The 15,005-nt window shown below is 47.6% G+C and carries 11 protein-coding genes; 4 read left to right on the forward strand and 7 right to left on the reverse strand.

Annotated features, from left to right (window positions below; translation table 11 throughout):
* Positions 1-103: 103 nt before the first annotated feature.
* Positions 104-1,276 (reverse strand): acetyl-CoA C-acyltransferase, encoded by a 1,173-nt coding sequence (locus tag FHW36_RS19935; protein ID WP_145671353.1) that lies wholly within the window; start codon positions 1,274-1,276, stop codon positions 104-106.
* 207 nt (positions 1,277-1,483) lie between these two features.
* On the opposite strand from FHW36_RS19935, the gene dnaG reads away from it, so the two are divergent.
* Entirely contained in the window at positions 1,484-3,454 is a 1,971-nt protein-coding gene (gene dnaG / locus FHW36_RS19940; protein WP_145671354.1) for a DNA primase, read from the forward strand.
* Between the two features lie 18 nt (positions 3,455-3,472).
* Here dnaG and FHW36_RS19945 read toward each other — a convergent pair whose 3' ends face one another.
* Together FHW36_RS19945 and FHW36_RS19950 are read right to left on the reverse strand one after the other, a co-directional pair.
* On the reverse strand, positions 3,473-3,964 hold the full coding sequence (locus FHW36_RS19945; RefSeq protein WP_145671355.1) for a dihydrofolate reductase: 492 nt from the start codon (positions 3,962-3,964) through the stop codon (positions 3,473-3,475).
* Positions 3,965-3,972: 8 nt separating this feature from the next.
* Positions 3,973-4,794: a thymidylate synthase gene (locus FHW36_RS19950; RefSeq protein ID WP_145671356.1), complete on the reverse strand. Its 822-nt coding sequence runs from the start codon at positions 4,792-4,794 to the stop codon at positions 3,973-3,975.
* Positions 4,795-5,122: 328 nt separating this feature from the next.
* Between FHW36_RS19950 and FHW36_RS19955 the strand changes: the two genes are divergently transcribed.
* On the forward strand, positions 5,123-8,119 hold the full coding sequence (locus FHW36_RS19955; protein WP_145671357.1) for a SusC/RagA family TonB-linked outer membrane protein: 2,997 nt from the start codon (positions 5,123-5,125) through the stop codon (positions 8,117-8,119).
* Between the two features lie 29 nt (positions 8,120-8,148).
* Positions 8,149-9,465: a RagB/SusD family nutrient uptake outer membrane protein gene (locus tag FHW36_RS19960; protein ID WP_145671358.1), complete on the forward strand. Its 1,317-nt coding sequence runs from the start codon at positions 8,149-8,151 to the stop codon at positions 9,463-9,465.
* 96 nt (positions 9,466-9,561) lie between these two features.
* Here FHW36_RS19960 and FHW36_RS19965 read toward each other — a convergent pair whose 3' ends face one another.
* Positions 9,562-10,743: a proline dehydrogenase family protein gene (locus tag FHW36_RS19965; protein WP_145671359.1), complete on the reverse strand. Its 1,182-nt coding sequence runs from the start codon at positions 10,741-10,743 to the stop codon at positions 9,562-9,564.
* A gap of 182 nt (positions 10,744-10,925) precedes the next feature.
* Here FHW36_RS19965 and FHW36_RS19970 point away from each other — a divergent pair, with 182 nt between their 5' ends.
* Entirely contained in the window at positions 10,926-11,723 is a 798-nt protein-coding gene (locus FHW36_RS19970) for a FecR family protein (RefSeq protein ID WP_145671360.1), read from the forward strand.
* Positions 11,724-11,759: 36 nt separating this feature from the next.
* On the opposite strand, the gene FHW36_RS19975 is transcribed toward FHW36_RS19970, so the two are convergent.
* From FHW36_RS19975 to FHW36_RS19985, 3 genes are all read right to left on the reverse strand, one after another.
* Positions 11,760-12,791 (reverse strand): sugar phosphate isomerase/epimerase family protein, encoded by a 1,032-nt coding sequence (locus FHW36_RS19975; protein ID WP_145671361.1) that lies wholly within the window; start codon positions 12,789-12,791, stop codon positions 11,760-11,762.
* Between the two features lie 83 nt (positions 12,792-12,874).
* Complete coding sequence (locus FHW36_RS19980) at positions 12,875-13,765, reverse strand: SPL family radical SAM protein (protein WP_145671362.1); 891 nt, start codon at positions 13,763-13,765, stop codon at positions 12,875-12,877.
* Positions 13,766-13,795: 30 nt separating this feature from the next.
* Positions 13,796-14,995 carry a thioredoxin family protein gene (locus FHW36_RS19985; protein ID WP_145671363.1) on the reverse strand — a complete coding sequence of 400 codons (1,200 nt, stop codon included), beginning with the start codon at positions 14,993-14,995 and terminating at the stop codon, positions 13,796-13,798.
* Between the last annotated feature and the right edge of the window lie 10 nt (positions 14,996-15,005).

Genomic DNA, 15,005 nt, shown 5'->3' on the forward strand with positions numbered 1-15,005 from the left:
TTGCAGGCATAAAGGTAATTAAAGCAGGAATAAAATATACCAATCGGTATATTTTATCTCAAAAAAACCGCCTCTACTGAATAGAGACGGCTTTTCGATGATTTTATACTTTTTCGATGATAATAGCGCTGGCGCCACCACCGCCATTACAGATACCAGCTACGCCATAGCGGGCATTCTGCTGATGCAGGATGGCATTGAGGGTTACCACGATACGGGCACCACTGCAACCAATAGGGTGTCCCATTGCTACGGCGCCACCCCATACATTTACCTTATCCATAGCGAGGCCCAGGTCTTTCGCATTGGCAATAGGTACACAGGAAAATGCTTCATTTACTTCAGCATAGTCCATATCGCTGATCTTCAAGCCTGCTTTGTGCAACGCATTGTTAATTGCTTTTACCGGCGTGGTAGTAAACCATTCCGGCGCCTGGGAGGCATCTGCAAAGCTGACAATCTTCGCCAGCGGCTTCAGTCCCAGTTCTTTTAATTTTTCGCCACTTACCAATACCACAGCGGCAGCGCCGTCATTGATATTGGAAGCATTAGCGGCTGTGATGGTACCATCTTTCTGGAAACTTGGCTTCAGGGTAGGCACTTTTTCGAAAACTACCTTCTTATAGTCCTCATCTTCCGCTACGGTTACTACCTGTTTACCGGGCACCTGCACCGGTACTACTTCTGCTTCATAGTATCCCTTTTCCCAGGCATTTGCAGCACGCTTATAGCTTTCGATAGCATATGCATCCTGGTCTTCCCGGGTAATATGATATTCGGTGGCGCATAATTCCGCCGCATTGCCCATGTGGAAATCTCTATAAGGATCCCACAGGCCATCGCGGATAATACCGTCTATTACGCTGCCATGCCCCAGTTTGTAACCCGTACGGGCTTTATCCAGGTAATAGGGAGCAGCGCTCATATTTTCCATACCACCGGCTACCACTACATCGTTATCGCCCAGCATGATGCTTTGTGCGCCCAACATAATGGCTTTCATTCCGGAGGCACAAACTTTATTCACGGTCGTACAGGGAACTGTATTGGGGATACCCGCTGCCAGACTGGCCTGGTTGGCAGGCGCCTGTCCCAGGTTAGCACTGAGTACATTACCCATGTATACTTCGTTTACTGCTGCTGCCGCTACGCCGGCTCTTTCGAGGGCTGCTTTGATAACGGTAGCACCTAACTGCGTTGCCGCAATACCCGCCAGCGCCCCATTGAACGATCCAATGGGTGTACGGGCAGTAGCAACTATAAATACTTCTTTCATCTGATAAATAAGATTGATTTGGCTAGTTTATAATCTACCAAATATACGGAAAAGCTTAAAGCCGAAAGCATAAGGCATAAAGCTATGGCAGCGAATCTTTACGAATATCTAAAAGTCACGCTAGTCGCCCGTTTTCGCAGCATTGTGCTTTCAGCTCTCCGCTTTCTGCCAGAATTTAGGTATGTTTGCAGTTGCATTGACTGAACCGTGATATCTCAAAACTCCATACAGCAGATCCTCAGCCGCATAGACATTGTGGATATAGTGGGTTCCTTCGTTAAATTGAAAAAACGGGGAGCCAACTACCTCGGTCTGTGCCCGTTTCACAATGAGAAGTCGCCCTCCTTCACGGTATCTCCCGGTAAGGAAATCTATAAGTGTTTTGGTTGCGGTGCCAGTGGCAACTCGATCAGCTTTATCATGGAGCATGAAAAATACTCCTATGTAGAAGCTTTGCGCTGGCTGGCCCAACGTTACCAGATAGAGCTGGAAGAAACTGAGGTAAGTCCGGAGGTGAAGCAGTACCAGTTGATGGCGGATAGTTTATTTATCATCAACAACTATGCGCGGGAGTATTTCACCGATACCTTGTTCAACAAAGAAGAAGGGCAGAATATCGGGTTGAGCTACTTTGAAGAAAGGGGATTTACGGAAGAAACGATCAAAAAGTTCCAGCTGGGATACTCCCTGAACACCTTCGACGCCTTCGCCAAATCGGCGTTGGAGAAAGGTTACAACCTGGAATACCTGCAAAAAACCGGTCTGGTCACCATTCGCAATGACCAGCCCGCCGACAATTACCGGGGCCGTGTTATCTTCCCGATACATAACCAGTCCGGTAAGATCCTGGGCTTCGGTGCCCGTATTTTGGGAGCAAAATCAGACCGGGCGCCCAAGTATATCAACTCCCCCGAAAACGAGATTTATGTAAAAAGCCGGGTACTGTATGGTACTTACTTTGCGCGGCATGCGATAGATAAACAGAACGAGTGCTTACTGGTAGAAGGTTATACCGATGTGATATCACTGCACCAGGCCGGCGTGGAAAACGTGGTGGCCTCCAGCGGTACCTCCCTCACACAGGACCAGCTGAGGCTCATCAAGAAATACACGAACAACCTCACCATCCTGTATGATGGGGATAGCGCCGGTGTAAAGGCAGCACTCCGCGGCCTGGATATGGCCATTGAAGAAGGCCTGAATGTAAAGCTGGTACTGCTGCCAGACAAAGAAGACCCGGATAGTTACGTACAGAAAATAGGCGCCGCCGCTTTCCGGGAGTTTATCCAGGAACATAAGCAAGACTTTGTGCTGTTTAAGCTGCAGCTGAGCATGCAGGAAGCAGGCAGCGACAGTACTAAAAAGTCGCAGCTGGTCAATGAAATTGCCGAAACTATTTCCAAAATTGATAAGGCTGAGGACTTTACCCGGCAGCAGGACTATATCCGTCAATGTAGCCAACTACTGCATATCGACGAACAGGGGTTGATCCAGCTGGTTAATAAGTTTATCCGCGACCGGCTCGTTAAGCGCGAACAGGCCCATGCCCGCAACCAACCTGCTCCAGGCGATGATGCACTGAGCGAAGAGGCGATAGCTGCTATGGAAGCCGCAGAAACCGGCATTTCTGTAGAATCGTTGCTCAACGGACATGAACGGCAGGAAAAGGAGCTGGTAAAAATATTGCTGCGCTTCGGGGATAAGCCCTTCAGTGAAGAAGACAATAGCACGGTAGCAGATTATGTGTTTCATCTGCCTTACGACTTCGAAGCACTGGCAGAAAGTGAGTTGGTAAAAAGAATTTTGAGAGAATACAAGGCGCTGTATGATACGGGGAATTTGCAGGACAAGCGTTGGTTCCTGTATCATGAAGACCAGGCTTTGTCTAAACAAATTGCCAATATCCTGGAAGATAAAGAAGCGGATTTGAGTATTAACTGGAAAGACCGTTTTGAAATTGATACCGTATACGGCGACAACGCCTACCTGAGAGATACCATCTCCACCACCAACTACCTGATACTGCGCAAGATCAAAAAGCTGATCCACGAAAACCAGGAAGAGGCAAAAAAGGCCACTGAAATGGATCAGATTATTGCCTGCCTGGAAATGCAGAAGCATTTGAATGCCCTGGAAAAAGAACTGACCAATGGTATGGGCACCGTTATTTTCAAATAGCCATTAACATTAGTGTTCCTATATTCTTTCCCATACCTGGAAAGAGAAGGGATATTGGTTTTTCTCATCTTCTTCATGGCGTTCATCGCTTATCAGTTCAAACTCACCGCCATCTATTTGCGGGAAGAAAGCATCGCCGTGTACCACTGCATATACGCGTGTGAGGTAGATGCGATCTACTTTGGCCCAGGCTTGTTTGAAGATTTGTGAGCCGCCGGTGATAAACAATTCGTCGCCTCCGAAAGAGCGGGCTTTTTCGATGCCCTCTTCAATAGAGCTAACGATATATGCTCCTTCCGGGTGATAATCAGCCTGGCGGGTAATAACAATATTAGGGCGGCCTGGGAGGGGCTTGCCGAGTGAGTCGAAAGTTTTGCGTCCCATTACAATGGGTTTACCCAATGTAGTGGCCTTAAAATATTTGAGATCGGTAGGCAGGCGCCAGGGCAACATGTTATTGATACCAATGGCATTGTTTTCTGACGCTGCTACGATGATGGAAATGCGCATATGCAAGGTTATATAGCTACCGGAGCTTTAATAGCCGGGTGAAACTGATAGTGCTGTAACTCAAAATCTTCGAAGGTAAAAGAGAAGATATCTTTTACTTCCGGGTTGATTTTCATGACCGGCAGCGGGAACGGCTGTCTGCTCAGCTGCAGTTGGGCCTGTTCCATATGGTTGCTATACAGGTGTACATCACCGAAGGTGTGTATAAAATCGCCGGCATCCAGGTCGCATACCTGTGCCATCATCATGGTCAGCAGGGCGTAGGAGGCGATATTGAACGGTACGCCCAGGAATACGTCGGCGCTGCGCTGGTAAAGTTGGCAGCTCAGTTTTCCCCGGGTTTCCCCTTTTTCTTTGTCTGCCGGGGTTACATAAAACTGGAACAGGCAATGGCAGGGGCTGAGTGCCATTTCAGACAGCTCTCCTACGTTCCAGGCGTTGACGATAATGCGGCGGGAGTCGGGGTTGTTTTTAATGGTGTTGACCGCTTCTGTGATCTGGTCAATCACCTTTCCGCTGCGGGTTTCCCAGCTACGCCATTGTTTGCCGTAAACAGGGCCCAGGTCACCGTTTTTATCGGCCCATTCGTCCCAGATACTTACGCCGTGCTCTTTTAGCCAGGCAATATTCGTATCGCCTTTTAAAAACCAGAGCAGTTCGTATATAATTGATTTAAGATGTAATTTCTTGGTAGTTACTAATGGAAAGCCTTCCTGTAAATTGAAACGCATCTGGTAGCCAAAGCAACTGGTAGTGCCCGTTCCGGTACGGTCCGTTTTCACTGCGCCGTCACGGATAATATGTTGTAATAATGATAAATACTGATCCATAAGGCTGCAATTTACAAAGTTTACGGATGAAAAATATAATGTATTCCAGTCAAAGAAAAAAACGGTAGATCCGTATAAATCACGTAAATTTTGTTCACTGCTTAGTATTCGACTTACCGAGACTGGCTTAATGAGAAACTTGCAGGAAGTATGTGCGGAAAACCTCAATGACCATGACCACTTCACTGCATAACCAAGGCAACAAAATCAGCTATTATTAGCAACCAAAATCAGGAATTACTATTTACTTCATTTTTAAATCTACTATCAGCTCTATGATAAGATAACCTATTTCATCACTATCATCATTTTATAAACCAAACAAGCTATGCTTCTACCAAAATCAGGCTTGCTGGTACTGCTTTGTCTTTGCAGTACCCTGGCATTATTTGCCCAACAAAATATCACCGGAAAAACAAGGGATGCCGTTAGTGGTAAACCTATTCCCGGTGTAACCGTGCGGGTACCCAATAGTAATAAAGGCACCATTTCAGACGCCAGCGGTAATTACACGTTGGTGGTACCAGCCGGCACAACCAGTTTACTGGTCAGCTATACTGGCTATAAAAGCCAAACCATCCCAATCAAAGCTGACCAATCTGTAGTTAATATTTCCATGGAAGAAGACTTTGCACGTCTCGAGGAAATTGTAGTAACCGGTTTGGCTACGAATGTAAAGCGTGCCAACCTGGCGAATGCGGTAGCTACTATTTCTGGTAAAGAATTAACTGGTGTAGCACCTGCACAAACCTTCGATGCCGCACTGAGTGGTAAAATACCCGGCGCATTGATCACCGCCAACTCGGGCGCTCCCGGTGGCGGTATCTCTGTAAAAATGCGTGGTATTACTTCCGTATTCGGTAATTCACAGCCACTGTATGTGGTAGACGGCGTTTTCTTCAACAGCGCCAGTATTCCTGCGGGCCTCAATGATGTAACCGGGGCAGCTACTGCCGGTAACCCAAACAACCAGGATAATCCCTCCAGCCGTATCGCTGATCTCAATCCTGAAGATATTGAAAATATAGAAATCCTGAAAGGCGCCTCTGCTTCCGCGTTGTATGGCGCGAAAGCAGCTGCCGGCGTAGTTATCATCACCACTAAAAAAGGTAAATCAGGAAAAACCAGAATCAGTATAAACCAGGAAACAGGTTTTGTGAAAGAACGGCATCTGCTGGGGGTACGCACCTTTACTCCCGAAACAGCTGCAGACCTGGCCGGTACTGCCGACAACCCCGATCCTACTGTGCAAGCCAACCGCGCCGCATTAAAAGCGCAGTTTAATGCCGCAAAAAGCGCAGGAAAAATTTATGATTATGAAAAAGAAATGTACGGACAAACCGGACTTTTGCTGAACACCAATGTGTCTGTGAGTGGTGGTGGAGATAAAACCACCTTTTATCTTTCCGGCAACCGCCGGCAGGAACAAGGTATTATCAAAGGTACCGGCTATTTCAACAATGCCCTGCGCCTGAATGTAGATCATAAGATAAATGATCGTATATCCCTCGGCGTTACCACCAATTATATTGGTTCTTCGTCCGACAGGGGGCTTACCAACAATGATAATAACGGTGTTACTTTTGGTGTGGCACTTTCTTCCACCCCGGATTTCATAGACCTGCACCCTAATGCGCTGGGCGAATATCCCCGTAACCCCTTTGCAGCTTCCAATCCGCTGGAAACAAGAGACAAGATCATCAACAACGAGCTGACCAATCGCTTTGTGGGTGGCGCCAATATTGACATTAAATTCCAGCAAAGCGCGCATTCTACTACCAAATTTGTGGGTCGTGGCGGTCTGGATTATTTCAACTTCAAAACCGCAGCCCTGTTTCCCCGCGATCTGCAATTTGAAGAAAATGGTTTGCTGGGACAATCTATACAGGGAAACACCAACAGCTCCAATACTAACTGGGGTGGATTTTTTGTAAATACATTTATTCCCAATGAAAACATCAGTTTAACCAGCAGTGCCGGCGCCACACTGGAAACGGGTTTCATGGACAATATTGTTACATCCGCCAGCAACATGGTGTCCGGGCAGAGCAACCTGGATGCGAGTGGTAACACCACTACCCGGCAATTCCGCCAGAAATACCGCGATAATGGTTTCTTCGTACAGGAAGAATTGACGTTGATCGATGCGTTTACCATTAGTGGTGGTGTGCGTTTCGACAGATCCACCAACAATGGCGACTTTAAAAAATACTACGTCTTCCCTAAAGGAGCGGTGTCATGGAATCTTACTAAAATGAAATTCTGGAAAGTAGATGCCATCGACAACCTGAAAGTACGGGCGGCGTATGGTCAATCCGGTAACGTACCTCCTTATGGCAGTAAGTTTACCGCCATGCTGGGAAGCAATATCGGCGGACTTCCGGGCGTACTGGTGGATAACCTGCAGGGAAATTCCCAGATCAAACCGGAAAGGCAGGCTGAATTTGAAACCGGTCTGGATATCAGTGTGCTGAAAGGCCGTATCAGCCTGGAAGCTACCTACTACGACAAAACCATTACGGATGTATTGCTGCGTCACAACCTTCCCGGTTCTACCGGTTTTGCCACCGAATGGAAAAACAGTGGCGACCTGAAAAACCAGGGTATAGAACTCGGGCTTACCGTGATACCGGTGAATACGCCTAATTTTAAGTGGACCAGTAACCTTAACTGGTGGCGTAACCGGTCGAAGGTAACGCGACTGATTATACCTCCTTTTGCGATAGGTGCATTTGGTAACTCACTGGGTACTTTCTACCTGGAACAGGGTAGACCTGCCACACAGATCAAAGGTAATGTAGGAGGGCAGTTGAAACTTCTGGGCGACGCAGAGCCTAAATTCCAGGCGAGTTTCTCCAATGAGCTCACCATCTTTAAGAACTTCTCCCTGCGTTTCCTGATTCACTGGAAGAAAGGCGGAGATAATATTAATCTCACTGAGCTGCTGACCGACCTGGGCTCCACTACTGTTGACTACGATGATATTATCAACGGAATGAAGGCGGGTCTTTACCGTCAGAACGCAGGCGACGCCTCCATTTATGTACAGGATGCTTCGTACGTGCGTATCCGCGAGATAGGCCTTTACTATAGTATCCCACTAAAAAACACAGAGAAGATCAAATCGATTCGCGTAGGTATTTCCGCGAACAACTTCTTTACCTGGACGAGATACAAAGGATATGATCCCGAAGTATCCAATTTTGGAAGCAACACCATTACCACCTCTCAAAGCCGTGGTAGTAACGGGTTATCAACAGGTGTAGACGTAACGCCGTACCCTGCTTCCAAGAGAGCCAGCTTCCATGTTGGTATAGATTTCTGATCATTATCTGTCTGTTAAAATCATTGTATATGAAAAAACATATTTCCATTATTTCGATATTCTTTTTTCTGCTGGGCTTTGCGGCTTGTCAGAAGGGAGAAATCAACAGCTTAAATACGCCAGTAGTGGCGGGGATTACGGCCGACCCTTCCAAAAGTGATCTGTTTAACCTGGTTACCGGAGCCGAATCCGGTATGCGTTTTAACATGGCCGTTTACCTGGATGGGTTGGGCGTTATTGGCCGGGAAATCTATCGTTTCTCGGGGGCAGAACCTCGTTATACGACCGACTTACTTGGTGCTGGTACAAAGGTGCTGGATAACAATACCTTTTATCTGACCAATCCCTGGAATTCCCGTTACCAGGTAATGCGGCAGTGCTTTATTCTGCTGGATGCCGTCAAGAATACCAGAAGTGCCGTAGCAACAGATGCCCAAAAGAAAGCCTTTAGTGGTTTTGCCAAAACCATTATCGGCTATCAGCTTTTGTTGAATATTAACATGACTGATTCCAATGGCGCCCGCATACCGCAGCCCAATGGCTCGCCGATAGGTCCGATCATCACCGATCCCGGAGCAGTGATGGATGCGGCACTGAAATTCCTGGATGATGGCAAAGCAGATCTGACAGGTGCTGAAGTCATATTCCCCTTATCCGGTTTTGGCAACTACAGCAATGCTGCCGGGTTGTTAAAATTCAACCGGGCCATCACCGCCAGGATTTACACTTATCGCAAAAACTGGACAGCTGCGCTGACAGCGTTGAATGAGTCCTTCTTCAACCTGAACGGTCCATTAAATGACGGCGTATATCATACCTTTTCCACCAATGGAGGCGATATCGCTAATACATTGTTTCTGCCACCAAATGGTAACGGAGAAGTAAGAGTAGCGCATCCTGCCTTTGTTACTGATGCTTTACCAACCGATGACCGCGTATCAACGAAAACGGCGTTGCGTAACTCATCTGCCAGCCAGAGCGGATTATCCGGTAATCGTGATGTGATTATCTGGAGTTCCCTGAACTCTCCTGTTACCATTATCCGTAACGAAGAGCTGATCCTAATTTATGCAGAAGCCAAGATCCAGACGGGCAGTTTCCCCGACGCCATTGTAGCGTTGAACAGGATACGGGTATCCCATAACCTGACTCCCTATGCAGGTGCCGTCACCTTCAATGCGTTGATTAACGAACTGCTGTACAACCGGCGTTATTCCCTTTTCATGGAAGGGCACCGTTGGATTGATATGAGAAGATATGGCCGTTTAAGCCAGCTGCCTATCGACCGCCCCGGTGATGATGTATGGGCCAGGTATCCGCTGCCACAAAATGAAAATAATCAATGATGAAATAGCAACACAGGAGCTATAAAACAACAAAGCCGCAAGTGGTATTTATACCAGCTTTGCGGCTTTGTTGTTTTATAGTTGTATAGGTGCAGCTTAATTCAGTCCCCGGCGCTTCATTTCTTTCCTGATCAATCCCAGTTCACGGCCCATTTGTCCGGCGATGGATGTATTTTCCTGGGCCCTGCGGAGCAGGTAAGGCATTACATCCTTTACCGGGCCATAGGGCAGGTATTTGGTGACGTTATAGCCGGCGTGTGCCAGGTTGAAGGTGATATTATCGCTCATGCCCAGCAGCTGTGAAAAGCTTACATGGGAATGGTTATGAGGTATTCCTTTCTGATCGAGCATATGTGCCGCCAGCATGCAGCTGTTTTCGTTGTGGGTACCGATAAATATTGCCAGTTTATCGAGGTTGTCGATACAAAATTTCACGGCAGCGTCGTAGTCCTTATCGGTAGCGGCTTTGCTGGGTTGGATGGGGGTGGGATAATTATTTTCCGCGGCCCGTTTATTTTCTTTTTCCATGTAAGCGCCCCGTACCAGTTTGGCGCCCAGCAGGTAACCTTTTTCCTGTGCTTTTGCCAGCGATACCTGCAGGAAAGCATAGCGATCGTGGCAATACATCTGAAAAGTATTGTATATAATTACTTTATCCTTGTTAAATAAGGCCATCATTTCATCGGTGAGTTCATCTACCGGTCCCTGGATCCAGGATTCCTCCGCATCTATCAGGATGGCTACATTATGTTTGGCGCCGGCTTCTGCAATAGCGCGAACACGGCCGCGAACACGGATATATTCTTCCTGTTCTGCGGTGGTTAATGTTTCCTTACGGTGTACTTTCTCCAACAGCTCAAACCTGGCAAAACCGGTTACTTTGATCGCGATAAAAGGAATATCCGGCCTGGTAGCAGCATATTGAATGGCACGGATAAATTCGGGTACCGCAGCATCATAACTATCTTCCCCTTCCATTGCCTCCACACCATAATCCAGCACTACGCCAACGTGGTAGTTGCCCAGCTGCAAAGCTGTTGTGGCCGCTTCCTCGAGGCTTTCTCCGCCGCAAAATTGAGAAAAGATGGTGTTTTTGATGATGCCTTTAATAGGTAATCTCAGTTTAAAGGCGATGGGAGTCATCACGGAGCCGAATTTTACCAACCAGGGTTTCCCGATATTGCTAAAGAGAAAGTTGGCTTTTTTCAGTGCGTGGTCGGTCTTTGCCTCAAATGCAATAGCCGTATTATCAAAAGATAAAGATAGCTGCTTTTCCATGGGCCGCAAAGTTAGGGTGCGTATAGCTTCCAGCCAAAAATCATTATAATATCAGCATATCTTTTTAACAGCGTTATCAGATATTGTCTATTGCTTCTCAGAAATTGTTTAAGCATACCTTTTTGCCGCTGTTTATTTTATTAATTTTAGGACTTTTCTCTTACATACAAAATTCCCGGAATATGCTATTTAAATCTGATACTATCTCCTGTACCTCGTCCTGGAAACCTATGCTTGTCCTGTTGCTTATGGGGGGAATAGCATTCAGCAGCTGTAAACCGGCCGCGCCAGCCCACAACAACGCCACCCTGCAAACACCGGGCATTAAATACACTACCCATAAAGGCGTTACTGGTCAGCGTACGGTGGTAATGCTGCCCGACAGTTCCCAGGTGATCCTGAACGCCGCATCGGTACTGGATGTACCGGAAAACTACGGGCAGGGTAACCGGGCGGTGATACTGGATGGCGACGCTTTCTTTAACGTAACCCCCTCCGGCGACACCTTTACCGTTACCAGTGATAAGTTGAGAGCTACCGTACTGGGCACCGCTTTTAAAATGCGCTCTTTCGCCAGTCAACATGGCGCTACCGTATACCTGCTCCATGGAAAGATCCGGGTGAGCAAATCTTACCACTCTCCTACCGACAATCAACCGGAAGTGCTGGAGCGTGGACAAATGATCCTGGCCAATAATGAAATAGACCTGATGGAAAAGGAAACTTATCATCCGGAGGAACTGGAAACCTGGTTATCGGATACGCTGACTATCAGCAATGCTAATCCCATGGCTATTTCGAGGGTGCTGGAAGATTGGTTTGGGGTGGAAGTGGAAATGAAGGGAGATGCGTCTAAAGCGCCGGTGATCACCGATGCCCGCTTTTTTCATGCTACCCTGGAAGAAGTGCTGCGCAACCTGGGCGAACAACAGCATTTCAAATATAAGATCAGTAACAACAAGGCTACCATTACCTTCTAAAAGAAAGTGGCGCTGTTGGTAACAGCGCCGCTCTCTTTATATCATTGCTCCTACTTTCAGGAGCAGCTCTTTCGTTTTCCGGATACCCTCCTCTTCTGCTAATTTCTCTCCTTCATACTCAATGCCTATAAAGCCGGTAAATCCTGCATTTTTCACAATAGGTAAAATGCGTTTATAGTCGATCGTAGTTTCGTTGCCTGCTGCATCGAAGTCGTAGGTTTTAGCGCTTACCCCTTTTGCAAAAGGTATCAGTTCCTGTACTCCCTGGTAGCGGTCGTATTCTTCCAGGCAGGTGGTTTTAGCCCAGGCTTCGGGGGTATTGTTTTCAGGTTTACTTCTCTTGATACAGAAATTACCCAGATCTGGCAGGGTTCCACAGTTCGGCATATTTACGGTTCTCATAATGCCGCTCAGCCATTTACCATTGGAAGAGTTACCACCATGGTTTTCCACAATTACGTTGATATCGTGTTCTTTTCCGAAGGTAGCCAGTTTAGTGAGTGATGCTGCTGCTCTTTTGGCTACTTCCGCCGGATCGCCTTCCCCGGCTGCATTTACCCGGATAGCGTGGCACCCCAGAAATTTGGCAGCTTCTACCCATTTGTAGTGATTTTCTACGGCCTGTAATCTCTTCTTTACATCCTCATCGCCCATCTCTCCTTCTCCATCGCACATAATGAGCACACTGCGTACGCCGAGGTCGTCGGCGCGCTTTTTCATTTCGGTGAGGTAGGCCTGGTCTTTGGCTTTGTCTTTGAAAAACTGGTTGACATATTCAATGCCCTGGATACCGAATTCATTTTTTGCGCGGGATGCAAAATCGAGGTGGTTCATCTTGCCGGCAAACAATGCTTTGTGGAATGACCATTCTGCCAGGGAAATTTTGAAGAATAGTTCTTTGGCGGCAGCGGTAGTATCATCGCTCCTGGTAGCGGCGCTGTCTTTATCTTTTTTGTCAGTGGATTTTCCTTCGTTGCAGGCTGCCAGTACAGCGGGTAACATGCCCAGTCCCATGGTGTATAAACCCATTTGACGCAGGAATTCCCGACGGTTGTTTAGATTACGCATATACGTGGGTTTTAAAATTAACAGGTCTAAAATATTGTTTTACGGGAGGGAAAGCAAGTTTAAACAAATAAATTTTAGGATTCCTACTTAAACGGTATCCGGGCAGGGAGATCATAAGTGGCCGCCACGTGGGCCGCTGTGGCCTGTAAAGCGTCGTTATAGGCGGCGGGTACGGTGCACTGCTGCGCAAACAACTGCTGGTAATAGGTGTTGTATTGCGGATAGTATTGTGCAATGGCTTGCAGCATCAGCGGCTTGCTGTCGGCTTCCTTCTCTCCCCATAGGCTAAGGGAAGCAGGAAATACATACCGGGCGCCATGGGCTTTAAAGGCAGCGTACATACGTGACAGTTGTTCCGGTCGATCGGTTATAAACGGTAACAACGGCATGAGGCTTACACCGGTCATAAAGCCGGTGTTGGCGCAAGCCTGCAGGGCCCGTAGCCGTTCTTCCGGCGCGGGGGCTCCCGGTTCAAATTGTTTTCCAATTACCGGGTCGATGGTACTGAAGGAGAAGGTAATAAACGTCTTATGGGCGTATAATTGCATTTCAGGGGGTAAAACAGCGTTTTCGTTGATGCGGTGGAGTAAGTCAAGGTCGCGTACCACGAGGGGAGATTTGGTGATGATATGTACCGGAAACCGGTATTCCAGCAGCAGTTCCAGGATCTGCCTGGTCTGCATTTCTTTTTCCTCAATGGGCAGGTAGGGATCCGTAGCGGACGACAATACTACGATACCCTGCTGATGTTTGGCAGCCCTGGCAGCCAGTTGCCGGCGAAGGATTGGGATGGCATTTTCCTTCACCGACAACTTTTCTGCCAGGTTGATGCCGTATTTGCTACCGCGGATATAACAGTACAGGCAGTTAAAGGCACAACTGCTGTAGGGATTAATGGTATAATCATCCAGGAACCAGGGATCCCGTTTCTTTGTTTTGTTCAGTAGTGATGTTACAGTAATATACCTGGGCATATTGGCAGTTCTGTCACCTAAGGTCGTACTTTATTTCATTGCCTTGATCTCGTCCAGTTCCTTTTGGGCTATTTTCTGGATCTTGGATGTTTCCAGCAGCGACAACTGGTAGGCGGCTTCGGCAGCTTCCAGTGCTTCCGGCTTATTGCCCAGCTCCCGGCAGATCTTAGCCAGGGTGCCCTGGTTGCCGTATTCTTTCGGGTCGATCACTACCGCGCGTTTGGCCAGCTTGTAAGCCTGTTGCAGCATATCATGATCTCCACCCGCCAGGTACTGGCAGCGGCGCGCCAGGAAACCCAGTCCCATATCATCATTTTGCATTACGCCTTCCAGGGCGCGATTGGTAACCCGGATAAAATCCTTTGCGTTGCCGGTGGTCAGGTAAAACTCTGCTTCCATCATGGCTGCTTTCTTCTGCAACCCCGCATCGGAAGATTGTAACCAGGGATTGAGACGGGCATAAAATGCCGTGCTGTCTTTCTTCCGGATTAATGTGTACAAGGTACTGCTCTGTAAACGTTCCTGTACTTTCTTCACCGCTTCGGGGTCGAATTGCTTCGTATAGTCGCCCAGGTGAGTCATAAAGTACTTACCCAGTCTTCCTTCTTCCTCCCAGGCAAAGGCTTCTATCGCCTGCCATCCCAGCGGTGTTTGCAAATCGTTGTCGGTCAATTTTGCCATCAGCATTCCACTGACCGTATCCGCTTTATAGCGGTCTGTTTTTTGCAGCGCCAGTGCATAGGCCAGTAATATTTCCTTGCTGCGGTTACCGCTGTTAAATGCCTTTTCCATGGCTGCGAGCGAGCGGGTGGGGTCCAGCGCTTTTTTTCCTTCTTCTACAAATGCCAGCGTTTCCATACGGGAAGTGGCTTTATGCACCAGTTCTCCTTTGCCATTAATAAAAAGGTAAGTGGGAAATACCTGCACCCCATAGCGCTTACGCAGCTCCGGCCCCTCTCCTTTCTCCATATCAATTTTATAATTGATAAACTTGGCATTGTAGTAAGCGGCGGCGGTGTCATTTACAAACACGTTTTTCTCCATCCATTTGCAGGGGGCACACCAGCTGGTATAACAATCAATAAACACCAGTTTACCTGTGCGGGCGCTTTCCTTCAATACCGTGGCAAGAGCATCGTCCCGGAAGACGATACCTTTTTCTTTTTCCTGCGCGGATACGACGATGCCAACGCTCAGGACCAATACATTTAACAAGAACAATTTCTTCATACACTCATTT

Source organism: Chitinophaga polysaccharea (genome assembly GCF_007829335.1).
GTDB lineage: Bacteria > Bacteroidota > Bacteroidia > Chitinophagales > Chitinophagaceae > Chitinophaga > Chitinophaga polysaccharea_B.